The organism is Polaromonas sp. P1_G2, from assembly GCF_056405515.1.
The window spans coordinates 1-26255 of sequence record NZ_JBFUBY010000027.1 but is presented as its reverse complement, the minus strand read 5'-3'; the positions used below and the strand labels follow the sequence as shown (position 1 = coordinate 26255).

The 26255-nt window shown below is 64.0% G+C and carries 27 protein-coding genes and 2 pseudogenes; 13 read left to right on the top strand and 16 right to left on the bottom strand.

Going from position 1 to position 26255, the window contains the following annotated elements:
- Positions 1-52: 52 nt before the first annotated feature.
- The 4 genes from AC1D0P_RS04890 to mutL form a co-directional block, all read right to left on the bottom strand.
- Positions 53-415 (bottom strand): hypothetical protein, encoded by a 363-nt coding sequence (locus AC1D0P_RS04890; protein ID WP_477675661.1) that lies wholly within the window; start codon positions 413-415, stop codon positions 53-55.
- Between the two features lie 25 nt (positions 416-440).
- A complete protein-coding gene (locus tag AC1D0P_RS04885; RefSeq protein ID WP_477675660.1) occupies positions 441-1772 on the bottom strand; it encodes an ammonium transporter in 1332 nt (443 codons plus the stop codon).
- A 186-nt stretch (positions 1773-1958) separates the two neighbouring features.
- Positions 1959-2801: an alpha/beta hydrolase gene (locus AC1D0P_RS04880; RefSeq protein ID WP_477675659.1), complete on the bottom strand. Its 843-nt coding sequence runs from the start codon at positions 2799-2801 to the stop codon at positions 1959-1961.
- A gap of 266 nt (positions 2802-3067) precedes the next feature.
- Positions 3068-4993 (bottom strand): DNA mismatch repair endonuclease MutL, encoded by a 1926-nt coding sequence (gene mutL / locus AC1D0P_RS04875; RefSeq protein ID WP_477675658.1) that lies wholly within the window; start codon positions 4991-4993, stop codon positions 3068-3070.
- Between the two features lie 85 nt (positions 4994-5078).
- Between mutL and AC1D0P_RS04870 the strand changes: the two genes are divergently transcribed.
- Genes AC1D0P_RS04870 through AC1D0P_RS04860 form a run of 3 tightly spaced genes read left to right on the top strand, consistent with a single transcriptional unit; the run spans position 5079 to position 7602 of the window.
- Complete coding sequence (locus AC1D0P_RS04870; RefSeq protein WP_477675657.1) at positions 5079-5738, top strand: VTT domain-containing protein; 660 nt, start codon at positions 5079-5081, stop codon at positions 5736-5738.
- Between the two features lie 32 nt (positions 5739-5770).
- Positions 5771-7102 (top strand): SRPBCC family protein, encoded by a 1332-nt coding sequence (locus tag AC1D0P_RS04865; protein ID WP_477675656.1) that lies wholly within the window; start codon positions 5771-5773, stop codon positions 7100-7102.
- Positions 7099-7602: an aromatic-ring-hydroxylating dioxygenase subunit beta gene (locus AC1D0P_RS04860; RefSeq protein ID WP_477675655.1), complete on the top strand. Its 504-nt coding sequence runs from the start codon at positions 7099-7101 to the stop codon at positions 7600-7602. Before AC1D0P_RS04865 ends, AC1D0P_RS04860 begins: the two co-directional genes overlap by 4 nt.
- A gap of 33 nt (positions 7603-7635) precedes the next feature.
- On the opposite strand, the gene AC1D0P_RS04855 is transcribed toward AC1D0P_RS04860, so the two are convergent.
- From AC1D0P_RS04855 to tsaE, 3 genes are all read right to left on the bottom strand, one after another.
- Positions 7636-7851, bottom strand: coding sequence for a glycine zipper 2TM domain-containing protein (locus AC1D0P_RS04855; protein ID WP_477654236.1), 216 nt, complete (start codon positions 7849-7851; stop codon positions 7636-7638).
- A 191-nt stretch (positions 7852-8042) separates the two neighbouring features.
- On the bottom strand, positions 8043-9431 hold the full coding sequence (locus AC1D0P_RS04850; RefSeq protein ID WP_477675654.1) for an N-acetylmuramoyl-L-alanine amidase: 1389 nt from the start codon (positions 9429-9431) through the stop codon (positions 8043-8045).
- Complete coding sequence (tsaE, locus tag AC1D0P_RS04845) at positions 9428-9946, bottom strand: tRNA (adenosine(37)-N6)-threonylcarbamoyltransferase complex ATPase subunit type 1 TsaE (RefSeq protein WP_477675653.1); 519 nt, start codon at positions 9944-9946, stop codon at positions 9428-9430. The genes AC1D0P_RS04850 and tsaE overlap by 4 nt, the downstream gene beginning before the upstream one ends.
- Positions 9947-9961: 15 nt before the next feature.
- Here tsaE and queG point away from each other — a divergent pair, with 15 nt between their 5' ends.
- Complete coding sequence (gene queG, locus AC1D0P_RS04840; protein ID WP_477675673.1) at positions 9962-11014, top strand: tRNA epoxyqueuosine(34) reductase QueG; 1053 nt, start codon at positions 9962-9964, stop codon at positions 11012-11014.
- Positions 11015-11051: 37 nt separating this feature from the next.
- The gene (locus AC1D0P_RS04835) at positions 11052-11462 is read left to right on the top strand and encodes a hypothetical protein (RefSeq protein ID WP_477675652.1); all 411 of its coding nucleotides are present in this window, start codon (positions 11052-11054) and stop codon (positions 11460-11462) included.
- A gap of 348 nt (positions 11463-11810) precedes the next feature.
- Here the strand turns inward: AC1D0P_RS04835 and AC1D0P_RS04830 are convergent, their stop codons facing one another.
- The gene (locus AC1D0P_RS04830) at positions 11811-12716 is read right to left on the bottom strand and encodes an AEC family transporter (RefSeq protein ID WP_477675651.1); all 906 of its coding nucleotides are present in this window, start codon (positions 12714-12716) and stop codon (positions 11811-11813) included.
- A gap of 112 nt (positions 12717-12828) precedes the next feature.
- Between AC1D0P_RS04830 and AC1D0P_RS04825 the strand changes: the two are divergent.
- From AC1D0P_RS04825 to AC1D0P_RS04815, 3 genes and pseudogenes are all read left to right on the top strand, one after another.
- A pseudogene (locus AC1D0P_RS04825) lies at positions 12829-13623 on the top strand (tripartite tricarboxylate transporter substrate-binding protein); the annotation flags it as partial.
- Positions 13624-13769: 146 nt separating this feature from the next.
- Positions 13770-14672, top strand: coding sequence for a site-specific tyrosine recombinase XerD (gene xerD, locus AC1D0P_RS04820; RefSeq protein WP_477675650.1), 903 nt, complete (start codon positions 13770-13772; stop codon positions 14670-14672).
- A 47-nt stretch (positions 14673-14719) separates the two neighbouring features.
- On the top strand, positions 14720-15703 hold the full coding sequence (locus AC1D0P_RS04815) for a Bug family tripartite tricarboxylate transporter substrate binding protein (RefSeq protein ID WP_477675672.1): 984 nt from the start codon (positions 14720-14722) through the stop codon (positions 15701-15703).
- An 18-nt stretch (positions 15704-15721) separates the two neighbouring features.
- Here AC1D0P_RS04815 and AC1D0P_RS04810 read toward each other — a convergent pair.
- Positions 15722-16853 (bottom strand): annotated as a pseudogene (locus AC1D0P_RS04810) (class I SAM-dependent methyltransferase).
- Between the two features lie 320 nt (positions 16854-17173).
- Here AC1D0P_RS04810 and AC1D0P_RS04805 point away from each other — a divergent pair.
- The 3 genes from AC1D0P_RS04805 (at position 17174) to pyrF (ending at position 19359) form a co-directional block, all read left to right on the top strand.
- The gene (locus tag AC1D0P_RS04805; RefSeq protein WP_477675649.1) at positions 17174-17491 is read left to right on the top strand and encodes a hypothetical protein; all 318 of its coding nucleotides are present in this window, start codon (positions 17174-17176) and stop codon (positions 17489-17491) included.
- 576 nt (positions 17492-18067) lie between these two features.
- A complete protein-coding gene (locus AC1D0P_RS04800; RefSeq protein ID WP_477675648.1) occupies positions 18068-18640 on the top strand; it encodes a hypothetical protein in 573 nt (190 codons plus the stop codon).
- A gap of 17 nt (positions 18641-18657) precedes the next feature.
- Complete coding sequence (gene pyrF / locus AC1D0P_RS04795) at positions 18658-19359, top strand: orotidine-5'-phosphate decarboxylase (RefSeq protein WP_477675647.1); 702 nt, start codon at positions 18658-18660, stop codon at positions 19357-19359.
- 39 nt (positions 19360-19398) lie between these two features.
- On the opposite strand, the gene AC1D0P_RS04790 is transcribed toward pyrF, so the two are convergent.
- Positions 19399-20229, bottom strand: coding sequence for a ferritin-like domain-containing protein (locus AC1D0P_RS04790; RefSeq protein ID WP_477675646.1), 831 nt, complete (start codon positions 20227-20229; stop codon positions 19399-19401).
- A 111-nt stretch (positions 20230-20340) separates the two neighbouring features.
- Between AC1D0P_RS04790 and AC1D0P_RS04785 the strand changes: the two genes are divergently transcribed.
- Both AC1D0P_RS04785 and hslO read left to right on the top strand, forming a co-directional pair.
- On the top strand, positions 20341-20865 hold the full coding sequence (locus AC1D0P_RS04785; RefSeq protein ID WP_477654222.1) for a gamma carbonic anhydrase family protein: 525 nt from the start codon (positions 20341-20343) through the stop codon (positions 20863-20865).
- Between the two features lie 47 nt (positions 20866-20912).
- The gene (hslO, locus tag AC1D0P_RS04780; RefSeq protein WP_477654221.1) at positions 20913-21881 is read left to right on the top strand and encodes an Hsp33 family molecular chaperone HslO; all 969 of its coding nucleotides are present in this window, start codon (positions 20913-20915) and stop codon (positions 21879-21881) included.
- 3 nt (positions 21882-21884) lie between these two features.
- On the opposite strand, the gene AC1D0P_RS04775 is transcribed toward hslO, so the two are convergent.
- The 6 genes from AC1D0P_RS04775 to AC1D0P_RS04750 form a co-directional block, all read right to left on the bottom strand.
- Positions 21885-22343, bottom strand: a complete 459-nt coding sequence (locus AC1D0P_RS04775; protein WP_477675645.1) for a hypothetical protein — start codon at positions 22341-22343, stop codon at positions 21885-21887.
- 45 nt (positions 22344-22388) lie between these two features.
- Positions 22389-22664, bottom strand: coding sequence for a septum formation initiator family protein (locus AC1D0P_RS04770; RefSeq protein ID WP_436155221.1), 276 nt, complete (start codon positions 22662-22664; stop codon positions 22389-22391).
- Between the two features lie 135 nt (positions 22665-22799).
- Positions 22800-24083 carry a phosphopyruvate hydratase gene (eno, locus tag AC1D0P_RS04765; RefSeq protein ID WP_477675644.1) on the bottom strand — a complete coding sequence of 428 codons (1284 nt, stop codon included), beginning with the start codon at positions 24081-24083 and terminating at the stop codon, positions 22800-22802.
- Between the two features lie 76 nt (positions 24084-24159).
- The gene (locus AC1D0P_RS04760) at positions 24160-24450 is read right to left on the bottom strand and encodes a DUF1330 domain-containing protein (RefSeq protein WP_477654217.1); all 291 of its coding nucleotides are present in this window, start codon (positions 24448-24450) and stop codon (positions 24160-24162) included.
- A 102-nt stretch (positions 24451-24552) separates the two neighbouring features.
- Complete coding sequence (kdsA, locus tag AC1D0P_RS04755) at positions 24553-25410, bottom strand: 3-deoxy-8-phosphooctulonate synthase (RefSeq protein WP_477675643.1); 858 nt, start codon at positions 25408-25410, stop codon at positions 24553-24555.
- 2 nt (positions 25411-25412) lie between these two features.
- Positions 25413-26255, bottom strand: an 843-nt coding sequence (locus tag AC1D0P_RS04750; RefSeq protein WP_477675642.1) for a CTP synthase, incomplete at its 5' end; no start/stop codon positions are given.

Below are 26255 nucleotides of genomic sequence, written 5' to 3'. Positions count from 1 at the left end.
CTGAGCGTATCAGACAAACGCCCGTGCGGCGGCGCAGCCGCCACCGGGGTTGTCAGCGCAGGCCCGACCTGTACCGGGCGATGGCCTTGGCCCGGAGGTCTTCGCTGATTTCTGTTTCACTTGCCGCGGAGGCAACCGGTGCGGCCGGCAAGCTTTCGGTCGTGGCAGCTGCCTTTGGCGGCAAGGGGTCGCTGCTGCGAGGGCCGAAAATTTTGGTCTGCGTATAGRCCGCATAGCCGCGCAGGCGTTCGTCCTTGCTTTTCAGCGCCTCCTGGATCACTTCCGTGGCGTACGGAAGGTCGTGCAGGAATTGGTGGACGTCCAGTGAACGTCCGAACTCCCGCTTCATGGGAATGACCATGCGCACTGCATAGGTCATGAGGTCGGAATCGGGCGGATTCATGGTGAGCTGCATGGTGAACGGTGTGATCGCCAGGGGCTCATGCGCCTGAAATCATTTCGCCATGCTGCGCAAGGTCAAGCCCCAGTTGTTCCTCTTCCGCGGTCACCCGAAGGCCTGCCAGGGGTTTGACCACCAGCAGGATCAGCCAGGTCATGATGCCTGCGTAGGCCGCAACGGCGCAGGCGCCCATCAGATTGGTCAGCACGGTCGCGGTGACCGGTGCAATTTCCTTGAGCGCAAAGATCGGCGTCAGGACCGTGCCGATGAAACCGCCCACGCCATGCAGGGCAAACACGTCGAGCGAGTCGTCGATGCCTGTCGCGCGCTTGAAACGGGTTACAGCGAGGAAGCAGCCGATACCCCCCGCCGCGCCCAGTGCCGATGCGCCGAGGACGCCGACAAAGCCGGATGCCGGCGTGATGGCGACCAAGCCGGCAATGGCGCCCGTTGCCATGCCCAGCACGCTGAATTTTCCGCGCTGGACATATTCGCAGATTCCCCATACGAACGCGCCGACGCAGGCCGCCACCTGGGTGGCCAGCAAGGCGCCCACGGCGCGTGAACTGGCTTCAAAGGCCGAGCCCGCATTGAAGCCAAACCAGCCGGCCCACAACAGCCCGGCGCCGATGATCGTCACCAGCAGGTTGTGCGGCACCATGGGCTCGGTCCCGAAGCCCTTGCGCGGGCCCACCACCTTGGCCGCCACCAGGCCGCTGGCACCCGCGGCGATGTGCACCACCGTGCCGCCCGCAAAATCCATGTGTCCCATGCTGGCGAGCCAGCCGGTGGGTTGCCAGATCCAGTGCGCCACGGGAGCGTAGACCAGTATGGTCCAGAAGGCCGCGAAGAAAATGGTGGCGCTCAGGCGCATGCGCTCCACGGTGGCGCCGATGATCAGCGCGAAGGTGATGATGKCGAATGCCAGCTGGAACATGAAAAAAGCCGATTCCGGCACGGTGGGCGCCGAAACGTGCGCGCCGACCCTGGCACCCAGCAGCCCGTCGCTGAGCGCCCGGCTCAAGTCTCCGATCCAGGGATTGCCGGGCGTGAATGCCAGCGAGTAGGCAATGCCCGCCCATACCAGCGTGACGACCGTTGTTGCCGCAAAGGTATGCGCCACGATGGAGAGGGCGTTTTTGGCCCGCATCATGCCGCTGTAGAACAGCATGATGCCGGGAATGGTCATCAGCAGCACCAGCACGGTCGAGATCAGCATCCAGGCCGTGTCCGCCCCATTGAATTTTGCAAGCGCCGGCAGTGCCGTGGTTGCGGCTGTCTGGGCGTGCAGGGGTGCCGATGCCAGGAGCGGCAGGGCAAGAGCCAGCAAGGTGAAGGCAGGTAGCCTGCGGAGCTGCAAGACTTGGCTCATGGATCCCTCTCGATTTTTACGTGTTATTCGAGAAGGGATGTTACATCCGGCTACATGTTATGGGTAAGTAAAAAATACCTATTTGTGAAAAATTGTTGCCTGAAGTGCGGCAGTAATACTGCTTTTTTGGCGGAGCTTGGGCTTGTGGTGACGCGCGGAGCAGATAGCCGCCCCTCCCCCGTGACCTTATTTCAGGTCAAAAAGCTGGGTCAGTGCTTCCCGGTACTGCGGCAGCCCGACAAGGTTGGTGTTGTGGTGCRAACCGCCCGGCACCAGCAGGAACTGCTTGGGCTGAACGGCGGCGTCATAGAGCTTGCGGCCCAGGTCGGGCAGTATCAGCCGGTCTTCGCCGCCGTGCACCACCAGCAGCGGCGACCCTATCTTGTCCACCTTGCGCACGGCCTCAAAGCGCTGGGTGATCAGCAGCGACACCGGCATCCAGCCCCACTGGGAACTGCTCACCACGTCGGCGATCGAGGTGAAGGTGCTTTCGACGATGGTGCCGCGCTCGTCGTTGACTTCGGTTGCCAGGTTGATGGCGATGGGCCYGCCCAGCGAGTGGCCGAAGATGTAGCGCGGCCGGTCCGGGTATTTTTTCGCGAGCCAGTCCCAGGCGGCACGGGCGTCTTCGTAGGCGGATTTTTCGGAGGGCAGCTCCTGCGTGCTTTTGCCGAAGCCCCGGTAGTCGATGGCCAGCACCGAGAACCCGAGTTCCTGCATGCGGCGCATGCGCGGCGCGGAGCCGGTGACGTTGTAGCGCGCGCCATGCAGGTAGAGCAGCACCGGTGCCTTCGCGTCCTCCGGCTTTTCGCCGTCCAGCCACAGGCCGTGCAGGCGGACCGGATGGTCGTTGGCGGCGGTGTAGTCGATCCAGACGTCGTCCATGCCCACCGCGGCGGCGGCGCCGCCGCTCCAGGTGCGGTCGCTGGGCTGGAAGATCCAGGTACGCTGCTTTTCGTCGAGGGTGGCGCAGCCGGCCAGCAGGGCCAGCGCCGTGCCGAAACTTGCGAAAAGGTGCCAGCGTCTCATGGTCATAACTGACCACATCCTGCCTGAAAAGTTCTGGCGGCGGGTGTTTCCCCTTATGTAACAGCTCCCAGCGGGCAATTTTCACGCCCGTGCGCCACCAGGCTCTTACTTCACGGTGAAGTTTTGGAAAAGTCGGGCAAGCAGAGTGAACCCTAGGGCCTTTCACAAAACCCAGCGAAGCGGTCCTGGCTAGGCGCGGCGCCGCAGACAGTGCTCCAGGACGGCAAGGCGGCGCAACAACGCCAGGAGGGATTTTTTGAAAGGTCCTAACGCCCGCGCAGGAAGAGCGAGTCCAGTTCCTTGATGCTGACCTGCCGCCAGGTCGGCCTGCCGTGGTTGCACTGGTCGGAGCGCTCGGTGGCTTCCATCTGGCGCAGCAGGGCGTTCATCTCGTCCAGCGTGAGCTTGCGGTTGGCGCGCACCGCGCCGTGGCAGGCCATGGTCGACAGCAGCTCGTTCTGCGCGCGCTGGATCACCGTGCTGGCGTCGTGCTGGGCCAGTTCGGCCAGCACGCTGCGCGCCAGCTCCACCGCGTCGCCCTGCGCCAGGCTGGTGGGCACGGCGCGCACCGCGAGGGTCTTGGGCGAAAAAGGCGTGATTTCCAGGCCCAGCGTCGCGAGTGTCTGGGCGCTGGCCTCGGCGGTGGCGACTTCCTGCGGGCTGGCGGCAAAGGTCGCGGGGATCAGCAGCGGCTGGCTGGYCAGGCTGGCACCTTCGCCGCCGTCCATCTGGGTTTTCAGGCGTTCGTAAACGATGCGCTCATGGGCCGCATGCATGTCCACGATGACCAGTCCCTGGGTGTTTTCGGCCAGCACATAGATGCCCTGCAACTGGGCAATTGCGCGGCCCAGCGGCCAGTCGCCGGGGGGCAGGGGGATGAAGTCGGCGGGGCCTGCCGCACCGTTTGTGGGCGTGGCAGGCGCTGGTGCATACGAAGGCGCGGGCGCAAAACTGCCGCCTGTTTCCATGCGTCCCTCAGCGGGCCGCGACGGCCACATGGCTTCAAAGTCGGACACCCGGTTGCCGCCATTGGCGCCGCCGGCGGCGAAATTCATCGCCGGTTGCGCCCATCCCTGGCGCGAAAAAACGGGGCTTGATTCCGGGGCGGCATCCGTGCCTATGCCTGCGATGACCGCATCGGCCGCGACGCTGGAACGCGGAATTGCCAGCGCGTTTTCGGTGGCGTGGCGCACCGCCTGGTGCACCTCGCGGCTGTCGCGAAAGCGCACCTCGATCTTGGTCGGGTGCACGTTCACGTCGACGCGGCTGGGGTCGATCTCGACATACAGCGCATACACCGGCTGGCGGTGGCCGTGCAGCACGTCCTCGTAGGCGCTGCGCGCCGCGTGGGTCAGCACCTTGTCGCGCACGTAGCGGCCGTTGACATAGGCGAACTGCTGGTCGGTGCGCGAACGGGCGGCGTCAGGGATACCGGCCACGCCCCAGACGCGCACGGCAGGCTGGCCGTCGTGGCGCAGGGACGAACTTTCGTAATTCACGGCGACCGACTGCTCGACGAATTCACTGCCCAGCACGTCGGCCAGGCGCTGCTGGTGGGCTTTGTCGCCGCTGGCGGCACGCCACTGCTCGACCAGCTTGCCCTCGTGCCAGATGGCAAAGCCGACGTCGGGCCGCACCAGCGCGTGGCGGCGCACGGCTTCGATGCAGTGGGCCAGTTCGGTGGCGTCGGTTTTCAAAAACTTGCGTCGCGCCGGCGTGGCGTAAAACAGTTCGCGTACTTCGACGCTGGTGCCGCGGCCGCGCGCGGCCGGCTTGAGTTCGCCGGTGCGGCCGTCCAGCTGCCAGGCGTGCTCGTTGCCCTCGGTCCTGGACAGCAGGCTCATGTCGGCGATCGAATTGATGGCGGCCAGCGCCTCACCGCGAAAGCCCATGGTGCCCACGGCTTCAAGGTCCTGCAGCGACGCGATCTTGCTGGTTGCATGGCGCCTCAGCGCCACCGGCAGCTCTTCGCGTGGAATGCCGAAGCCGTCATCCTCGACCAGGATCAGCCGCACGCCGCCGGCCAGCAGCCGCACCGTGACCTGGGTGGCGCCCGCGTCCAGCGCGTTGTCGACCAGCTCACGCACCACCGAAGCCGGGCGCTCCACGACCTCGCCGGCGGCAATCTGGCTGATGAGTTCGTCGGGAAGTTCGCGGATAGGGCGGCGGGGAGCCGATGTCGAGGAGGTCATGTGGGGCCAATTTTAGGCTCAGGCCCGTATTGGCGTACTTGACCGCACACCTTGCCGGGATTTTGGGCGTGTCAGAATCAAGGCCATGGAACTAGCCGCTTTTCTCCTCGATTTCATCCTCCACGTCGACAAGCACCTGGAGGCCTTTGTCACCAGCTACGGTGCCTGGGTTTATGCCCTGTTGTTCATCATCATTTTTGTGGAAACCGGCGTGGTCGTCATGCCTTTCCTGCCGGGCGATTCGCTGCTCTTCGTGGTGGGCGCGATGTGCGGCGTGGGCCTGATGAGCTTTCCGCTCGCGGTGGGGCTGCTTTTTGTGGCCGCCGTGCTGGGCGACCAGTGCAACTACAGCATAGGCCGCTTCCTGGGGCCCAAGGTCTTCCAGTGGGAGAACTCGCGCTGGTTCAACAAAAAGGCGTTTGACCAGGCCCATGCCTTTTATGAGCGTTATGGCGGCATCACCATCATCGCGGCGCGCTTCATGCCTTTCCTGCGCACCTTCGCGCCCTTTGTCGCGGGCGTGTCGGAGATGACGCGCAGCAAGTTCACGCTGTTCAACCTGGTGGGCGGCGCCCTGTGGGTGGGCGGCATTGTCACCGTGGGCTATTTTTTCGGCAACATTCCCTTTGTCAAAACCCACCTTGACAAGATCATCTGGGCCTTGATCCTGGTGCCCGGCCTGCTGGTGATCTTCGGCGCCTGGAAGGCCAGGCGCAAGGCCGGATCCGCCGCTTCCTCGTCCTGACGCGCAGCATCCCCATTCCCGTGCGAGGACCCATGAACGCGCCGCCCCTTTCAAACGCAGAGCCCTCCCGCTGGAGCCAGCCCGGCTCCAGCCGCGTCCCTTTCTGGGCCTACACCGATGCCCAGCTTTACCAGCGTGAGCTCGAGAAAATCTTCTACGGCGCGCACTGGTGCTATGTGGGGCTGGAGGCCGAGATCCCGAATGTCGGCGACTACAAGCTCAGCCACGTCGGTGAGCGCCAGGTGCTGATGGTTCGGGACCGCATCGCACCCAAGGACCGCGCCACCGACCACGGCATACGCGTGGTGGAAAACCGCTGCGCGCATCGCGGCGTGCGCTTTTGCCAGAACCCGCAGGGCAATGCGCGCAGCTTTGTCTGCCCTTACCACCAGTGGACCTACAAGCTCAACGGCGACCTCGCGGGCCTGCCCTTCAAGGACGGCGTAAAGGAGGGCGATTGCACCAACGGCGGCATGCCGGAAGGCTTCGACCTCAAGGACCACGGCCTGACCAAGCTGCGCGTGGCGATGCTGCACGGCCTGGTGTTCGCCACCTTCAGCGAGGACACCGAGCCGCTCGAGGACTACCTGGGCCCGCAGCTCATGCCCTGGCTGGACCGCATCTTCAAGGGCCCTGAAGGCGCGCGCAAGCTGACCCTGCTGGGCTACAACCGCCAGCGCATTCCGGGCAACTGGAAGCTGATGATGGAAAACATCAAGGACCCTTACCACCCAGGCCTGCTGCACACCTGGTTTGTCACCTTCGGCCTGTGGCGCGCCGACCAGAAGAGCCGCATGGTGATGGATGGCGAGGGCCGCCACGCGGTGATGATCTCGCGCCGCAACGAAGGCGGGGAGAACGCGGCCGTGACCGAGGGCGTGAGCTCCTTCAAGGCGAATATGGCGCTGCATGACGACCGGCTGCTGGACGTGGTGCCCGAGCCCTGGTGGCGGGTAGCAGACCCGTCCAATCCCGGCAGCGACATCACGCCCACCGTCACCATGATCACGCTGTTTCCCAGCCTGATCATTCAGCAGCAGGTCAATTCGCTGAGCACCCGCCACATCGTGCCGCGCGGCCAGGGCGAGTTCGATTTCATCTGGACGCATTTCGGCTTCGCCGACGACACGCCCGAGATGACCCAGCGCCGCCTGCGCCAGGCCAACCTGTTCGGGCCGGCGGGGTTTGTGAGTGCGGACGACGGCGAGGTGATCGAGTTCAGCCAGGCCGGCTTCGCCCAGGCCGGCGAGGGCGCCACCTTGTGCGAACTGGGCGGAACGGGGACGGAGATGACCGAGCACATGGTCACCGAAACCCTGATCCGCAGCAYGTATGCCTACTGGAAGAAAGTCATGGGCCTATGACCTCGATCGAACAAATGCAGCGTCTGCTGCTGCAGCAACAGGTGGACCGGCTCAACGCGGACTACGCGGCGGCGCTCGATGAAAAGCGCTTTGAGGAATGGCCCGAATTCTTCGTGGAAGACGGCCACTATAAGGTGCAGGCGCGCGAGAATTTCGACCGCGGCCTGCCCCTGGCGTTGATGGCGCTGGAAAGCCGCGGCATGATGAAAGACCGGGTGTATGGCGTCACGCAGACGATTTACCACGGGCCGTATTACATGCGGCACATCGTGAGCCCGGCGCGCATCCTCTCGCGAGAAGTTTCACAAGAGGGCGAGCTCGTCAAAGCCGAAGCCAACTACGCGGTGTTCCGCACCAAGCCGGGCGGGGTGAGCGAGGTCTATAACGTGGGCCGCTATATCGACGAGCTCACGCAAAAAGACGGCTCGCTGAAATTCAGGAGCCGTCTTTGTGTGTATGACAGCGAGATGATCCTCAACTCGCTGATCTACCCGATATGAGTACGCCTGGCGTTTAACCCAGGCGGGTCTGGGTCAGCGTTTTTTGCCGACCTCGTTACCGATCAGCGCGCCGGCTGCCGCGCCGCCCACGGTACCGAGCGTGCTGCCGAACACGGCATTGCCCACCAGGCCGCCGGCAACAGCGCCGACGCCGGTGCCGATTTGTGCGTTCGTCGGGTTGGTGCTGCAACCGCCGAGACCGATAAGTGCCGCTGCCGCTGCTGTCGACAAGATGAGTTTCGTGTTCATAGTTGTTTACCTTTGCTAAGAGTTCAGGCTCTTGCTGCTGACATTCACACCGTGAGGTCCTGGCTTTTGCCTGTGACCTCAATGTAGGGGGGCGAGTGCGCCGGGACTGTAGGAGAAGGTCGCCGCGGGCTGTCGGCTCGCTGCGGTCTTTAGTCTTCATTTTTGGCGCATCGGTACGCGCCGGTGTGTGATCAGACAGTGCGGTTGCGCGCCAGCGGCGGATTGCGCGCGAAGTAGCGTGTGATGCCGCGCATCAAGGCATCGGCCAGCTGTATCTGGTAGTCGTCGCTGCGCAGCTTGGCTTCTTCGTCGGGGTTGCTGATGAAGGCGGTCTCCACCAGCACGCTGGGAATGTCGGGCGCTTTCAGGACGGCAAAGCCGGCTTGCTCCACTTTGGGTTTGTGCAGTTTGCCGACGTTGCCGATCTCGCCCAGCATGGCGCTGCCGAGCTTGAGGCTGTCGTTGATCTGTGCCGTTGTGCTCATGTCCAGCAGGGCTTTTTGCACCTGCGCGTCCTTGGCCTTGACGTTGACGCCACCCACCAGGTCGGCCGAGTTTTCCTTGTCGGCGATCCAGCGCGCCGCGCTGCTGGAAGCCCCTTTTTCACTGAGCGCGAAGATGCTGGCGCCTTGCGGCCGCGCCGTGAAGAAGGCATCCGCGTGGATGCTGATGAAGAGGTCGGCCTGCACGCGCCTGGCTTTTTGCACGCGGATGTGCAGCGGCACAAAGAAGTCGGCATCGCGCGTGAGGTAGGCGCGCATATTGGGCTGCTGGTTGATACGGTCGCGCAGGCGGTGCGCGATCTGCAGCACCACGTCTTTTTCGCGCGTTCCGCCGGGGCCGACGGCGCCCGGGTCCTCGCCGCCATGGCCCGGGTCCAGCGCCACGATGACGAGGCGGTCGGTCTTGTTTTTGGCGATGATCGCCGCTTCGGGCGATGGCTTGGGGGCGCCTGGGCCGGGTGCGGGACCCGGCGCCTTGTCCTTTTCTTTTYCCGCGATGGCGGCCGGCGGCGGTTTGTTGTCGGCCGGCTTGCCCGATTGCCGCGCGATCAGGTCGGCGATCGGGTCGCTTCCAGCGGCGGGTGGGGGCGCGGCGCCGGACTGCCGGTCAGCGAGCTTCTCGGCTATCAGGGCTTCAAGCGGGTCGGCCACCTGCGTGGGATAGAGGTCGAACACCAGGCGGTACTGGTAGGCGGCGACGGGCGGCAGCGTGAACACCTGCGGTTGTATCGGCTGCTTGAGGTCTATTACCAGCCGCACCACACCGGGGGCGTTTTGCCCGACGCGTATGCCTGAAATGTTGGGATCGTCGGACTTGACCTTGGCGACCAGTTCGCGCAGCGCCGGGATCAGGTCTATGCCTTCGATGTCGACGGCCAGGCGCGGCGGCTCGGCGACAAAAAACTGCCGCGCCTTGATTTCGCCGTCCGACTCGATGGTCAGCCGCGTGTAGTCCTTGGACGGCCAGACGCGCACGGCCACGATGGTGGCGCCGCGCGCGATGTGCTGCACGCCCAGCAACAGCACCACGCTGCCCAGTTGCAGGGCGCTGCGGCGGTTCAGGGCCGGGCGCTTCATGCGATGAGTTCCGCGCCGGTGGCCGTGTGGGCCGTCAGGGTGACGGCGCGTGTGTCGTCCGGCAGCACCTCCAGGTGCAGCAGCAGGTCGGGCTGCGGCAGGTGCGGGCCGGCTTTTTCGGGCCATTCGACGAGCTTGAGGCCGGGGGCGGCGAAGATGTCGCGAAAGCCGGCTTCTTCCCATTCGCGCGGATCGTTGAAGCGGTAGAAATCGAAGTGCCAGATGTTCATGCCGCCATTTTGGCCTGCATCCGGGGCGGTGTCCGCCAGCGTGTAAGGTTCAACCACCGCATAGGTGGGACTCTTGATACGGCCCTGCACGCCCAGGCTTTTCAGCAGGTGGCGCACAAAGGTGGTTTTTCCCGCGCCCAGGTCGCCCTGCAGCTCGATCAGCGCGCGGCCTATGGCAGGATGGCCGGCCAGGGCCCGCGCGAAGTCCGCCGTGGCCTCTTCGTCGTGCCAGGCAATGTTTTTTACAATCGGCGGGTGTCCGCCAGCAACTCTTTGAACAGTCATCAGTTCGTTTCTCAAATTCAGGCTTGGGCGCGCGAGCTTGGATTTTCGCAAATCGGCATTGCCGGTGTCGACCTGTCGTCGGCCGAACCCGGATTATCGGCCTGGCTGGCCGCGGGCTTTCACGGTGACATGCATTACATGGCCGCGCACGGCCTCAAGCGCGCCCGGCCGGCCGAATTGATCCCGGGCACGGTGAGCGTCATCACCGCGCGCATGAACTACCTGCCGGCCGCCACCGCCGCCGCGCCCGGCGAGTGGCAGGCCCTGGAATTCAGCCGCCTGGAGCGGCCCGCCGAGGGCATTGTGTCGGTCTATGCGCGCGGCCGCGACTACCACAAGATCATGCGAAGCCGCTTGCAAAAGCTTGGCGAACGCATCTCGGCGCACGTGGAGCAACTGGGCCACCGCGCCTTCACCGACTCCGCGCCGGTGCTGGAGGCCGAGCTGGCGGCCCGCAGCGGGCAGGGCTGGCGCGGCAAGCACACCTTGCTGCTCAACCGCGAGGCCGGCTCCATGTTCTTCCTGGGGGAAATCTATGTGGACCTGGCCTTGCCGCCCAGCGAGCCGGTGGCGCCGCATTGCGGCACCTGCCAGGCCTGCATTGATGTCTGCCCCACGCAGGCCATCATCGCGCCGCACAAGCTCGATGCCAGGCGTTGCATCTCCTACCTGACCATCGAACACGCCGGCCCCATCCCGCTGGAACTGCGGCCGCTGATCGGCAACCGCATCTACGGCTGCGACGACTGCCAGCTGGTTTGCCCCTGGAACAAATTCGCCCAGCGAAGCGCCTTGCCCGATTTCGACGAACGCCAGGGCCTCACGGGGCAGCAATTGGTGACGCTGTTCGGCTGGACCGAAGAGGCGTTTTTGCGCTTCACCGAAGGCAGCCCGATACGGCGCATAGGCCACGAGCGCTGGTTGCGCAACATTGCGGTGGCCATGGGCAATGCCTTGCGTGTGCTCGATGAGCCCGCCGGGCGACCCCTGCGCGAGGCCCTGCGGGCGCGTGCCGCGGAGAGCGGCGAACTGGTCGCGGAACACATTGAATGGGCCCTGGCCCAATGACCTCAAGTAATATGCCCCGTGCATGAAAGGACCCCACATGGACCCCACGATCTCAGGCGCGCTGGCTTCGCTGTTCGGCGCGGCCGTTGGCGGCGGCATCACGTTTTTCCTGAACCGGCAGCTTCACAAACACCAGCTGGCGCTGGCGCATGAACAACATAAAACCGAGTTCATGGCCGAAGACACGGCGCGCCATTTCCTGAGCCACAAGGGCTATACCGACCGGTCCTTTGAAACCCTGCAGATGCATTTGGGCGGGTTTGAGGAGGATGAGTTGCGGAAGATTCTTGTCCGGGCGGGGGCTATACGGCGGGGTCTCGCTAAACTCGCCTTCGGCTCAAACAACGCGATCCCTGATCCGCCTGAACCTSCGCTCCTCGGCGCATCCACAAGGGGTGGGGAAGGAATACCAAATCCAAATACTGAAAACCACAAGGACTCGCCTTAGCGAGTCCTTGTTTGTATTTATCTCTTTGTCTCTTTGTCTCTTTGTATTTCTTCTGTTTTCGGCTCCCGCTCCCGATTGCCCCGTCCTGGCTGGGCCGAGGAGCGCAGAGACAAGCGGATCAGGGCCGGCGTTGTCTGAGCGAGGCGAGTTTAGCCGGACCCCGCTTGGCTCGAGCACCGCAGGTTGCCCGTAGCGAAGCGTAGGGACCCAGACTGCGGGTCGCCTTTTTTTGCTTACTTTTTTTGGCGAAGCAAAAAAAGTGAGTCGCATGCCGGGCGACTCCCGGCCAGCAGGACTTAGCAGAGGGCAGGGGCGTGCAAGCCGGCACAAGACCCGGCCAAACAAACCTTACCTCAGCACAGCCAACGCAAACGGCAGGCTGACCACCCCCAACATGGTCGACAAAGTCACCAACCCGGCAACATAAGCCCCGTTGTAGCCCATGCGCGCCGCGAGCACATAGGCACTGGACGCGGTGGGCAACGCGGAGAAGGCCAGCAGTATGGTGGTTTGCACCGGCGACAGGCCAAAGGCCTTGGCCAGGCCCAGCGCCACGATGGGCAGCAGGAAGTGGCGTATCGACAGCACCGCCACCGTCAAAGCCTTGGCTTGCGACAGGTGCGCGAACTGCATGCCGGCGCCGGCCGACATCAGGCCCAGGGCCAGGGAAGCGGCGCCTATGCGATTGACGGTGGGTTCCAGCCAGAAGGGGATGCTGAAACCCAGCAGGTTGGCGGCCAGGCCCGTGGCTGTCGCCACGATGAGCGGGTTGCGCACCAGCTCGCCCAGGAAGCCGCGCTGGGCATGCCTGGCCATGGGCCATACCGCGGCGACGTTGAAGAGGGGTACGCAGACACCGATCAGCACCGCGATCAGCTGCAGGCCCTGGGCGCCGGCCAGGCGGTCGGCCAGGGCCAGGGCGATGAAGGAGTTGAAGCGAAAGGCCACCTGCGCGCTGGCCGCGTGCTCGCGCGCGTCGATGTGGCGGCGCAGCCAGGGCAGGTAGGGCAGGCTGTAGGCCATGGCGATGCCGGCCACGCCCATCAGCAGGCCGGCGCCTATCAGGCTGGAGGCGGCGCCCAGGTCCAGCGGGCTTTTCACGATGGAGTGGAACAGCAGGACCGGAAACAGAAAGTAATAGACCAGGCTTTCCACCTTCTCCCAGACCGTGCGGTTGAGGGCGGTGTAGCGGCACACCAGGTAGCCGCAAACGATGAGGGAAAAGTCGGGGAAAAGAAGCTGGGCGTAATTCACCCCGCCGAGAATAACCGCAATCCCTGCGGGTTTGCCCTTATGCGTAATCCACAACTGGCGAAGCGCGCGGCTGCGATTACCATTTCAGCTGTTTCATCGGAAGGATTTGAACATGCAACGTCGTTATCTCTTTGCCTACTCCGTGCTGTCCGCGCTTGTGCTGGGCGCCGCCGCGGGCCCTGCATTGGCGCAGGGCTACCCCAACAAGGTCATCAAGCTCCAGGTGCCTTTCGCACCCGGCGRCACCACGGATATCGTGGCCCGCGTGATCGCCGAACCACTGGGCAAGGCCCTGGGCCAGAGCGTCATCGTCGAGAACAAGGCCGGCGGCGGCGGCGTGGTCGGCGCGCTGGAAATCGCCCGCACCGTTCCCGACGGCTACACGCTGGGCGTGGCCACGGTGTCCACCACCGCGGCCAACCCGGCCATCAACCCCAAAATTCCGTACAACACGCTGACGGACTTCACGCCCATCATCAACATCGCGGCCACGCCCAACATCATCGCGGTGCACCCAAGCTTTCCGGCCCGCAACTACAAGGAGTTCCTGGCCGAGCTCAAAAAGAATCCCGGCAAGTATTCCTATTCGTCCTCGGGCACGGGCGGCATCGGCCACCTGCAGATGGAGCTTTTCAAGAGCATGTCGGGCACTTTCGTGACCCACATCCCCTACCGCGGCGCGGGCCCGGCCCTTAACGACACGGTGGCCGGCCAGGTTCCCATGATTTTCGACAACATTCCTTCCGCGCTGCCCTTTATCCAGCAAAAACGCCTGATCCCCATCGTGGTGGCCGCGCCGCAGCGCCTGGCGGTGCTGCCGGACGTGCCGACCTTCAAGGAAGTCGGCCTGGAGCCGGTGAACCGCATGGCCTACTACGGCATCCTGGGCCCCAAGGGCCTGCCAAGGCCGAGTTCGAGGTCTACAAAAAAGTGGTGGACTCCGCCAAGCTCAAGCTGGAATAAATCCGGTCCGGTTCGCCCGGAGCGAGGCTTCCCCGGTCAAGCCGTCGTGCAGTTGAATGCACGGCGGCTTTTTTTGTTATGGTCACCTCCATGCAAGCACAAAGCCAGTCCAGCATCGACGCGTTCATCGACGCGCTGTGGCTGGAGGACGGCCTCTCCAAAAACACGCTGGCGGCCTACCGCCGGGACCTGTCCTTGTTCGCCGATTGGCTGGGCACGCCAAAGCAGGGCGGTCGTGTGCTGGACGCCACGGCCGAGACCGACCTCAACAGCTATTTTTCGGCCCGGCATGCCGCGACCAAGGCAACCTCGGCCAACCGGCGCCTCACGGTGTTCAAGCGCTACTTTCGCTGGGCGCTGCGAGAGCGCCTGATAGACGCGGACCCGACGCTCAAGCTGCAGTCGGCCAAACAGGCGCTGCGGGTTCCCAAGACCATGACCGAAGCTCAGGTCGAGTCCCTGCTGGCCGCGCCAGACGTAGACGCACCGCTCGGGTTGCGCGACCGCGCCATGCTGGAGCTGCTCTATGCCTGCGGCCTGCGCGTGAGCGAGCTGGTGGGCCTCAAGACCTTTCACCTCAGCCTCAATGAGGGCGTGCTGCGCGTCATGGGCAAGGGCCGCAAGGAGCGCCTGGTGCCCTTCGGCCAGGTGGCGCGGGAATGGATCGTCAGCTACCTCGCCGAGGCGCGGCCGGCCATCCTGGGCGGGCAGCAGACCGACGACCTGTTCGTCACCGGCCACGGCAAGGGCATGAGCCGCGTGATGTTCTGGATGCTGGTCAAGAAGTACGCACGGCTGGGCGGCATCCATTCCCCGCTGTCGCCCCACACCCTGCGCCATGCCTTCGCCACGCACCTGCTGAACCACGGCGCCGACCTGCGCGCGGTGCAGATGCTGCTGGGCCACGCCGACATTTCCACCACCACCATTTACACCCATGTGGCGCGGGAGCGGCTCAAGGCGCTGCATGCGCAGCACCATCCACGCGGTTAGGTCGCCAAGGCAAAATCGTGCCCACACTTCATCTCTGGAATATCTTCATGTCGGGATCGATTCGCTTGCACCGCGCGGCACTGTTGCTTGCGTTTTTACTGCCCGTCGGCGCAGCCCTGGCCCAGCCAGCCCCATGGCCGGTTCGCCCGCTGCGCATCGTGGTGGCGTACCCGCCGGGCGGCATCAGCGACGGTATCGCACGGGCGCTGGCCGAAAAGCTGGCGCAGCAGCTGGGCGTGCCGGTCGTGGTGGAAAACCGAGCCGGCGCGGGCGGCAGCATAGGCATGGATGCGGTGGCCAAGGCCGCGCCCGACGGCTACACCCTGGGTTTTTCATCCATCAGCCCCGTGGCCTTGAACCCGCACCTGGGCAAACAGGCCTACGACCCGGCCCGGGACATCGCCCCGGTGGCGAGCGTGATGTATTCGCCCGTGGTGTTGCTGGCCACGCCCGCCTTCGCGGGAAAAGACTTCAAGGACCTGCTGGCCGCGGCCAAGGCGAAACCGGGCAGCCTGCGCTGGTCCACGTCGGGACTGGCTACGGTAGGGCATTTGATGCTGGAGCAGGTCCGCCATGGGGCGAATGTCGAGTTCACCCACGTGCCCTACAAGGGCGGCGGCCAGCAGCTCACCGACGCGCTGGGCGGGCAGGTGGAGCTGGTTTCAACCAATCTCAGCGGCACGGTGATGCAGCACATCCAGTCAGGCAAGCTGCGCCCGCTGGCGGTGGGTGCGCCGGCGCGCGTGGAGACCTTGCCGCAGGTGCCGACCTTTGCCGAGCTGGGCCTGGCGCCGGCCAACCTCACGTCGCTGTTCGGGGTGTTCGCGCCGGCCAGAATACCGGCGGAGTTGCTGCAGCGGCTCAACACCGAAATCAACCAGGCCTTGCGCGCGCCCGACCTGCGCAAAAAGCTGCTGGATGCCGACAATGTCCCGACCGGCGGCAGTGCGGCGGACTTTGCCCGGCAGATTTCCGCCGAGTCGGCCGCCAACGCCCGCATCGTGAAAGCCGCGAACATCAAGGCCGAGTGATCGCCGTCCCGGGCGCCTTCAGGCGGCGTCGCCGTACATATAGTTTCGATTAAAAGGATAGCTGGACTGCGCGCCGGCCAAGGCGGTGTCGTGCACCTCGCCGGAAGGCTTGGCGGCCAGCATCTGGTGCAGCGAGATCCAGCCCTGTGCGTGCGTAGTGCGGCCTGAGGTTTTCGGTGTCGACCATTTCCAGGCCGGCTCGGGACATGTGCTCCAGCACGGCGCTGACGTGCATGAGCTCGCCGCCGGGGAAGATGTATTTTTCGATGAAATCGCCCATGCCGGCGCCGAGCTGGCGGTTCTCCAGGCCGCCGGCCGTGATGCCGTGGTTCATGACCAGGCCGCCGGGGGCCAGCAGGCGCAGGATCTTCTGGAAGTAGCCCGTCATCCGCGCGTGGCCCACGTGCTCGAACATGCCGACGGAAGACACCTTGTCGAAAGGCCGGTCCTCGGGCATGTCACGGTAGTCGCGCAGCTCCATGCGCACGCGGCCGCCCAGGCCTTTTTCCTCGATCAGCCGCTGCACGTGCGCGTGCTGGTTTTTCGACAGGGTGATGCCGGTGGCATCGACGCCGTAGTGCTCGGCGGCCCACATGAGCAAACCGCCCCAGCCGGCGCCTATGTCCAGGAAGCGCTCGCCGGGCTTGAGCATGAGCTTGCGGCAGATATGGTCGAGCTTGGCTTCCTGCGCCTGGGCCAGGGTCATGGCCTCATCGCGGTAATAGGCGCAGGAGTAGACGCGCCGCGGGTCCAGCCACAGCGCGTAGAAGGCGTCCGAAACGTCGTAGTGGAACTGGATTTGCGCCGCGTCGCGGGCATGGGTGTGGGCCGCCAGGGACTTGGCGTGGCGCAGCAGGTGGGACCACCAGCCGGTGTCGCTTTCCACCGGGTTGCCGGGCAGCAGCTTGGTCACCGCGCGCATCACGTCGCGCATGGCGCCTTCGAGCTGGAGCTTGCCTTCGACGTAATCTTCGGCCAGCGCGCCTATCTGGCCGGCCTTGAGGCGGGCGATGCTGGACCAATGGGAAAAAGCCAGCTTGACGGGAGCGTTGGCCGATCCCAGGCGCTGGCCTTGCGGCAGCTGGAGGGCCACGTCCGCGGGCAAGCGCGGCATTTGCGAGGGGATGTCTGGAACCAGGTGCCGGATCATTGCGCAAACTCCTTTTCAAGAGAGGTTTGCAGTCTAGCGCCGTTCGAAAATCCCTGCCGTGATCGTGTGTGTAGGACTTTGCCGCGTTTTTAGTCGGCTGTTTGGCCTGTGCTCGTCCATATTGAGGAGGCGGCAACCACACTGTCCACCTAGAATCGATTTGCGGGGTTTGGGCCCTCTTTGTCGGGCTGAACGAACTAAAAATGGACGATAAGTCTTTTAATAACAAGCACTTGGCTGGGTTTTCAGCGGCCAGGGGCGCCAGCCACCGGTGCGTCCGTGCGACAGAGACCTAACCCTTCTCCCTCCTATCAAACGTTATGCCCCTCTCTATCGATAGCTTGCGGCTTTTTGTCGCCCGACTTGGTGTTCGGCCCGGTATGTGGCTTGGTCCAACGATGTCGCTACGCACATTCGCTGCGGCTATCGCGGGATATGAGACCGCGCTATTTGATGCCGGTGTCGAACCGCTAATTGGGCAAGAGTTCAGCGTGTGGTTGTCAGCCCAATGGAGCGTATCGCCAATCGTCGGCTGGGAGGCGCATGTTGAGGAACGTTTTGGTAATGATGTGAACGCAATCTCTGAAGCAGCCAAACTTATTGAGCAGTGGTTTTGTGTTCGTGACGCGAAGGCATAACAAGGCGGTCGAGACGGACGCCCAAAGGCGGCCACTCGCTACACTCGCGGGCACCCACGGTCGCCACTTACCTCTACGTTAGAAGTCATGACAAATCACCGTGCGATCAACGAAGTTCTGCAGGATCTGGACAGCCTCGACGGACGTCCGGTTGAAATCGAAGGTGTCCTGAGTTCGGAGTCGGAGGGATACCAACTGCTGCACTACCCGACGGCCAAGCGTCGGACGCCTTTCGCGGTTGACGATCACATTTATGAACCCGCCATCTGGATCGCTCCGGGCGATGGCAGCATGCGCTTGAACGCCTCAGTTCTTGACCGGTGGGTCGGGAAGCGTGTTCGCGTGCACGGCATTCTTACGAGCTACCTCTCACTGGCACCCGTGGGTTCCCTCGGAAGGGGCGGCTTCGGACCTTGGGGGTTCTGGCCAGCTCAAGTCGAGCCGTATTCGGTCCAGCGGGTTACCTCCGAGGAGCGGAGAGAGCATGACCTCTAACTCGGTGATCGACAGGGACATCCTATCGACCGGCTTTCGCCGGCCTGCTGTCCGYCGCTCACTTCTACCTTGGAACGCACCATGAAAATATCAATGCTGCTGTCGCTGGCCATTGTCGCCTGCCCGGCGCTTGCCCAAGGCTCTCTTGATTGCAACGCGCAGCTTGGCGAGCCCCAGTTTTCCAACGAACAAAAGTATGTTGTACAGCGGCTTTTGAGCATTGAGCCTCCGCCGGCCAATTCCCCACTCCTTACCAAGTTTTGGACCGATTGGCCCGTCATTCGGAAAGAAGACAAGGAAGGCCAAATCCGTTGCTGGCAAGCCGCCGTTGATGTGCTCGCGAATCTCCAACGTAGTTTTTGGTCAAACGTGATCAATGCGTATCGGAATGGCGATGGATCAATGAGCGTCGAATTGAATACAAACATTGCTCGTTTGGCCGACCTTCCAGCTGCGGCGAAGGTCTTGTTGTCAGTACCCGAAGCGTCCGCATACAAGACTCAAGCGTCCGAATTTCTTGTGGGAGTTGCCGCCCGWAAAGAAGTGGTGTGGATGGGGACAAAAATCCCGCCTCATGCCCTCGACGCGTCCTTGGATACCGGGAATTGGACTCGGGTGGAGCGTTTTTTTGTGCAGGGCCTTGCAGCCCAATGAGTTCGGCCATCTCACGCATGCCATCACCCGTCATCGTCGCGCTTGACTTCGAATCCTCGGCCGAGGCCTTGGCATTGGTCGATCGGCTCGGCCCCGAAGCCGGTCACTACAAGGTCGGCCTTCAGTTGCTCACAGAGGCTGGACCGCAGGTCGTTCGAGAGCTGGTGTCGGCAGGCAAACAGGTCTTCCTCGATCTCAAACTTCATGAGATACCGAACTCCGTGGCCCATGCCGTCAACGCCGCTGGCAAGCTTGGGGTTTCAATGGTCACGGTTCATGCGTCGGCGGGTTCGGCCGTTCTGCGAGCGGCTGCTACTGCTGCCGAGTCATACCCCCATCTAAGAGTCCTTGGCCTTACGGTCATCACAAGCCTTTCTGATGCCGAGCTCCCGGAGATCGGTCTCGCACCATCCGTCAAAGACCAGGTTCTCCGCCTCGCTTCGCTGGCTTGCAAGTCAGGCTGCCACGGTGTCGTGGCTTCCGCCCAGGAGGCCGCCTACTTGCGTGCTTCCTTGCCTGCCGGGGTACTCATCGTCTGCCCTGGCATTCAGCTTGCCCAGGCGGTGGCCACAGACCAGGTGCGCATCTCCACGCCTGCTGCGGCAGCCAAGGCAGGCGCCACCCACATCGTCATCGGCCGGGCCATAGCAGGTGCTTCGGAGCCACTGGCAGCGTATCGGGCAGCCGTCGAGTCATTTCACAATGGCGTGCCTGTGTAACAGGGTCTGCGTATGAGAGATTGAGCGAGGAGGGCGATGTCACCCCAAGGTTTCGGACCCGTTCAGCAAGGCAATTTCCGTCTCGTCAAATCCCGCCTGCCGCCTGGCGTCCAGATTCAGCGGCCCTTTGAGCCGGGGGGCCTCGTACTGCCGGGCCAGCAGCGCATAGGTGGCGATCGGCTCCAGACCGCGCTGGGCGCACAGCGCGCGATACCAGTGGTTGCCGATGGCGACATGGCCTATCTCGTCGCGCAGGATCACATCCAGGATGTCCACGGCCCGCAGTGCCTCGGGCGTGCCGACCTTGCGCAGCTTGGCCTGCATGGGCGGGGTGGCGTCGAGGCCGCGGGCTTCCAGGGTGCGCGGCACCAGGGCCATGCGCGCCAGCAGGTCGCCTTCGGTTTTGGCGGTCATGTCCCAGAGGCCGGTGTGGGCCGGGAAGTCGCCGTAGTCGTAGCCCATGGCCTGCAGGTGGGCGCGCAGCAGGCTGAAGTGCCGGGCCTCCTCGGCGGCAACCTTGAGCCAGTCCAGGTAATAGGCGCGCGGCATGCCGGGAAAGCGCCAGACGGCATCCAGGGCCAGGTTGATCGCGTTGAACTCGATATGGGTCACGGCATGGAGCAGGGCGGCCAGGCCCTCGCGCGTGAAGGGAGATCGCTTGGGCACGTCCAGGTGGGAACGCAGCTCGGGCTGTGCGGGGCAGCCGGGCAGGCCGGGCGGGGCCTGGAGCGCCATTTCGGCCGCTACCTCCAGCGTCTCCGCCTGAGCCATGGCTTGCTCGGCGAGGCGGACTTTTTGCGTGGGATCGGTTTCCAGCAGCGCCCGCAGCGCTTGCTGGCGCAGTTCGGCGGGAGGAGGCTCTGGGGTCATGGGGGAATTGTCGGCGATACGCCTGGGGGGCTCCTTACAATCGGGGTAGACGGGCAGCCTTGGGCTGGCCTTGGCTCCCGACCGTGTTTCCCTGAATAAAAGCGCAAAACCATGGCTCTCTACCAACTGGACAAGCTGACCCCCACCGTTCACGAATCCGCCTGGGTGGCCGACAACGCCCAGGTCATGGGCAATGTGCACCTCGCCGAAGACAGCAGCGTCTGGTTCGGCGTGGTGATACGAGGTGACACCGAGACCATTTCCGTGGGCCGGGGCTCCAACATCCAGGACAACAGCGTGCTTCACGCCGACATGGGCCTGCCGCTGACGATAGGCGAGAACGTCACGGTCGGCCACCAGGTCATGCTGCACGGCTGCACCATAGGCGACGGTTCGCTGATCGGCATCCAGGCGGTGGTGCTCAACGGCGCGAAGATCGGCAAGAACTGCCTGGTCGGCGCCGGCTCGCTGGTCACCGAGGGCAAGGAGTTCCCGGACGGATCCATGATCTTCGGAAGCCCGGCCAAGGCTGTCAGGCAGCTGTCCCCGGAGCAGATCGAGGGTTTAAAAATGAGCGCGAAGCACTATGTAGACAATGCCCGGCGTTACAAGACCGGGCTCAAGAAGGTGGGCTGAGGCCCGCTTTCTTTTTCATTGGCCCGCTACCTTTACCCCTTCCAGCCATGTCTGAATTACATAAATTTATCTTTGACGGCCTGCCGGTGCGCGGCATGCTCGTGCGCCTGACCGGCTCCTGGCAGGAAATCCTCAAACGCAGGCAGGCGGGTGGCGGCTATCCGGCTGAGGTCATGCAGCTGCTGGGGGAAATGACGGCTGCCGGCGCCCTGATGCAGAGCAACATCAAGTTCAACGGCGCGCTGATTCTGCAGATTTTCGGCGACGGCCCGGTCAAGCTGGCGGTGGCCGAGGTCCAGCCCGACCTGAGCCTGCGGGCCACCGCCACAGTGACCGGCACGGTCGACCCGGGCAGCACGCTGAGCCAGCTGGTCAATGTGAGCAATCAGGGGCGCTGCGCGATCACGCTGGACCCCAAGGACAAGCTGCCGGGCCAGCAGGCCTACCAGGGGGTGGTTCCGCTCCACGGCGACCAGCGCGAGAAGATTGAAAACCTCGCGGAGGTGCTGGAGCATTACATGCTGCAGAGCGAGCAGCTGGATACCAAGCTGATCCTCGCGGCCGACGGCAAGGTTGCCGCGGGCCTGCTGATCCAGCGCCTGCCGGTCAAAGGCCAGGGCAACCTTGAAGGCCAGATAGACCGCGACGCCAATGAAGACCAGATCGGCGTGAATGAAGACTACAAGCGCATCGCCATGCTGGCCGGCACGCTCAAGCGCGAAGAGTTGCTGGGCCTGGACGCCGACACCATCCTGCGGCGCCTGTTCTGGGAAGAGCAGGTCACGCGCTTTGAGCCGGTGACGCCGAGTTTTGCCTGCAGCTGCTCGCGCGATCGCGTGGGCGGCATGCTGCGCAGCCTGGGCACGGGCGAAATTGAAAGCATTATTTCCGAGCGCGGCAAGGTGGCGGTCGGCTGCGAGTTCTGCGGCGCGCAGTACGAGTTCGACCCGGTGGACGCGGCGCAGCTGTTCACCAGCCAGACCAACCAGCAGCCGCCGACCTCGACGGTCCAATAAGGATCAGGAAGCGGCTGAAACGGCGCGCTGCACCAGCAGGTCGCTGAGCAGGCGGTGCTCACAGACGGGGTCGCTGCATTTGTCGCAGACCCATACCCAGGCTTTGTTGCCTTCTTTACGTGCAGGCGCCGGCTTTTGCTGCGGCAAGCCCGGCAGCAGGCGTTCAACGGCGCCCAGCGCCTGGGCAAGACGCTGCGGGGCGCTTCCATACAGGACACAGTAAGCCATGCCGCCGGCGGCCAGGGCCGCGCGTATGGACTGGTCTGCCGCCTGCTGGGAGGCCTGCGCGGCGGACTCCAGCCCGCACAGCAGTGTCAGGCCCGCAGTGTCGCTTGGCGAGGCAGATGGGTCCGTCACGGCCACAAGCGCATCCCGGCCCGCGTCCTTGAGGGCGCGGCCCAGTGCCGATGCCAACTGGTGTTTTCCGGTGGAGGGAGCGCCGGTAACGGCGATTTTCAGCACGATTGGTTAATCAATCAGCCAGCCAGGCCCGCGGGCTTGCAAGGCCTACTTCGTGACTTGCACGAAGATTTCATTGGGCTTGACCATGCCCAGCTCGCTGCGGGCTTTTTCCTCGACCATCTCCAGGCCTTCCTTGAGGTCCCTGACTTCCGCCGTGAGCTGGTCATTGGCGGCCTGGGCCTGGACGTTTTTGGCGAGCTGCTCGGTCAGTCGGTGCTGCATCTCGCGCACGCTGGGAATGCTGCCCCGGCCTATCCAGAGTTGCGCATGGAAGATCACCAGCAGCGCAATCAGGACGGCGGGGACGAGTCTTTTTCCCACGTTACGCCAGAGGATGATGTTTCGTCGCGGGCTCTCCACACCAGCAGGGGCCGCGGAACCGGCTTTGCCGGGCCGCAGGCGCAGCGGCCCCCTCGGGGGGCAGCGAAGTACGCGAAGCGACGAGCGTGGGGGCCATTACTTCAGGTTGTAGAACGCCGCGCGGCCTGGGTAGGACGCGATATCACCCAGGTCTTCTTCGATGCGCAGCAGCTGGTTGTACTTGGCCATACGGTCCGAGCGCGAGAGCGATCCGGTCTTGATCTGGCCGGCGTTGGTGCCCACGGCGATGTCGGCGATGGTGGAGTCTTCGGTTTCGCCGGAGCGGTGCGAGATCACGGCGGTATAGCCGGCGCGCTTGGCCATCTCGATGGCGGCGAAGGTCTCCGTCAGGGTGCCGATCTGGTTGATCTTGATCAGGATGGAGTTGGCGATCTGCTTGTCGATGCCTTCCTTGAGGATCCTGGTGTTGGTGACGAACAGGTCGTCGCCGACCAGTTGCACTTTTTTGCCGAGCCGCTCGGTCAGAATTTTCCAGCCGTCCCAGTCGCCTTCGGCCATGCCGTCTTCAATGCTGATGATGGGGTATTTGTCGACCCAGGTGGCCAGGATGTTGGTCCACTCGGTGGCGTCCAGGCTCAGGCCTTCGGCGCCCAGGACGTATTTGCCGTCCTTGTAGAACTCGGATGCCGCGCAATCAAGGCCCAGGGCGATCTGCTCGCCGGCGACATAACCGGCCGCATCGATGGCTTCCAGGATCATCTGGATGGCGGCTTCGTGGTTGGTCACGTTGGGGGCAAAGCCGCCCTCGTCGCCGACGGCCACGCTCATGCCCTTGTCGTGCAGGATTTTCTTGAGCGCATGGAAGACTTCGGCACCGTAACGCACGGCTTCGCGAAAGCTCGGTGCGCCCACGGGGATGATCATCAGTTCCTGCAGGTCCAGGTTGTTGTTGGCGTGCGCGCCGCCGTTGACCACGTTCATCATGGGCACGGGCATTTGCATGGCACCGCTGCCGCCGAAGTAGCGGTACAGGGGCAGGCCAGCTTCCTCGGCCGCGGCGCGGGCCACGGCCATGCTGACGGCCAGCGTTGCGTTGGCGCCCAGGCGCGATTTGTTGTCGGTGCCGTCCAGGTCGATCAGGGTGCGGTCCAGGAAGGCCTGCTCGCTGGCGTCCAGGCCCAGCACGGCCTCGGAGATTTCGGTGTTGATGTGCTCGACGGCCTTGAGCACGCCCTTGCCGAGGTAGCGCGACTTGTCGCCGTCGCGCAGTTCAATCGCTTCGCGCGAACCGGTGGAAGCGCCCGAAGGGACCGCCGCGCGACCCATGACGCCGGACTCCAGCAGCACGTCGCATTCGACGGTAGGGTTGCCACGGCTGTCGAGAATTTCGCGGCCGACGATATCAACAATTGCGCTCATTTAGGCTCTTTCAAAAATCAGAAAATAAAAGATAGAAAAACCAAATAGAAAACCAGAAATAGAAAAACTAAAAAGCTCAGACGCCTTCGACCAGCACCATGCGCATCACGGCGATACCCTGGCGCGACTGGCGAGCCGCTTCGTATTCGGTGGACTCGTTGAAAGCGCGTGCCTGCTCCATGCTGGGGAACTTGAGTATCACGATGCGGCTGGGAGCCCAGTCGCCTTCCAGCACCTCGATCTTGCCGCCGCGCACGCACACCTCGGCGCCGTGCGCCTGCATGGCGATGCTAGACAGTTTTTTGTACTGTTCGTATTGTTCGGGGTTCGTAACTGTGACGTTGGCGATGATGTAGGCGCTGGGCATGTGTCGGGTTCCGATGTTGTTTCAAGGTTTCCACATGCCTTGCCGGCGCGGGACTGTGTTTTGCCGAAGACCCCGGAGCTCCCCCGGGTGCCAGATTAGTGGTCAGGCGGAAAAATTGTTCTCGAGATAGCCGTTCTTCTTGGTCACGCGGTCCAGCGCCAGCAGTGTTTCGAGCAGCGCCTTCATGTGCTTGAGTGGCACGGCATTCGGGCCGTCGCTCATGGCCTTGGCCGGGTCGGGATGCGTTTCCATGAAGAGGCCCGCCACGCCGACCGCCACGGCGGCGCGCGCCAGCACCGGCACCATCTCGCGCTGGCCGCCGCTGCTGGTGCCGTTGCCGCCGGGCAGCTGCACCGAGTGGGTGGCGTCGAACACCACGGGGGCTTTGGTCTCGCGCATGATGGCCAGGCTGCGCATGTCGGACACGAGGTTGTTGTAGCCGAAGCTCGCGCCGCGTTCGCAGGCCATGAAGCTGTCTTCATCGAGGCCTTTTTCGCGCGCGGCGGCGCGGGCCTTGTCGATGACGTTCTTCATGTCGCCGGGGGCCAGGAACTGGCCCTTCTTGATGTTGACCGGTTTGCCCGATTGCGCCACCGCATGGATGAAGTCGGTCTGGCGGCACAGGAAGGCCGGGGTCTGCAGCACGTCAACGACGGAAGCGACCGCGGCGATGTCGGCTTCGGAATGCACGTCGGTCAGGATGGGCAGGCCCAGCTCACGCTTGACCTTGGCCAGGATTTCCAGGCCCTTGGCCATGCCGGGACCGCGAAAGCTGGTGCCGCTGGAACGGTTGGCCTTGTCGTAGCTCGATTTGAAAATGAAGGGAATGCCCAGCGAGGCGGTGATTTCCTTGAGGGTGCCGGCGGTGTCCATCTGCAACTGCTCGGACTCGACGACGCAGGGGCCGGCGATCAGGAAAAAGGGTTGGTCCAGGCCAATGTCGAATCCACAGAGCTTCATGGTCAGGCAACCGCCTTCAGGGGCTTGGCAGCGGGCTTGCCGTCCTGGCCCGCCGTGGCGCGGAGCTGGAGCACAGCGGCGATGTAGGCGTTGAACAGCGGGTGGCCGTCCCAGGGCGTGGACTTGAACTCGGGGTGGAACTGCACGCCGACAAACCAGGGGTGGACGTCCTGGGGCAGCTCGACGATCTCGGTGAGTTGCTCGCGCTGCGTCAGCGCGGAGATGACCAGGCCCGAAGCGCGCAGGGCGTCGAGGTAGTTGACGTTGGCTTCATAGCGATGGCGGTGGCGTTCGGTCACCACGTCGCCGTAGATCTTGTGCGCCAGCGTGCCGGCGGCGACGTCGGAGCTTTGCGCGCCCAGGCGCATGGTGCCGCCCAGGTCGGACTTGGCGTTGCGCGTCTTGATGGTGCCGTCGGCGTCTTTCCATTCGGTGATCAGCGCGATGACAGGGTGCGGGGTGGCGGCGTCGAACTCGGTGCTGTTGGCGTCCTTCAGGCCCGCGACGTGGCGCGCGAACTCGATGGTGGCGACCTGCATGCCCAGGCAGATGCCGAGGTAGGGCATCTTGTTCTCGCGCGCGAAGCGGGCCGCGCAGATCTTGCCTTCGACACCACGCACGCCGAAGCCGCCGGGCACCAGGATGCCGTCAAAACGCGCCAGGCGCGAGACGTTGTCGGGCGAGATGGTTTCGGAGTCGACGTACTCGATGACCTCCTTGGCATGGTGTTTCATGCCGGCGTGGCGCAAGGCTTCGTTGAGGGATTTGTTGCTGTCGGAGAGGTCGACGTACTTGCCGACCTTGGCGATGTGGTCTTGGGGCTGCGGATGCTCGGTGTCGTTGAC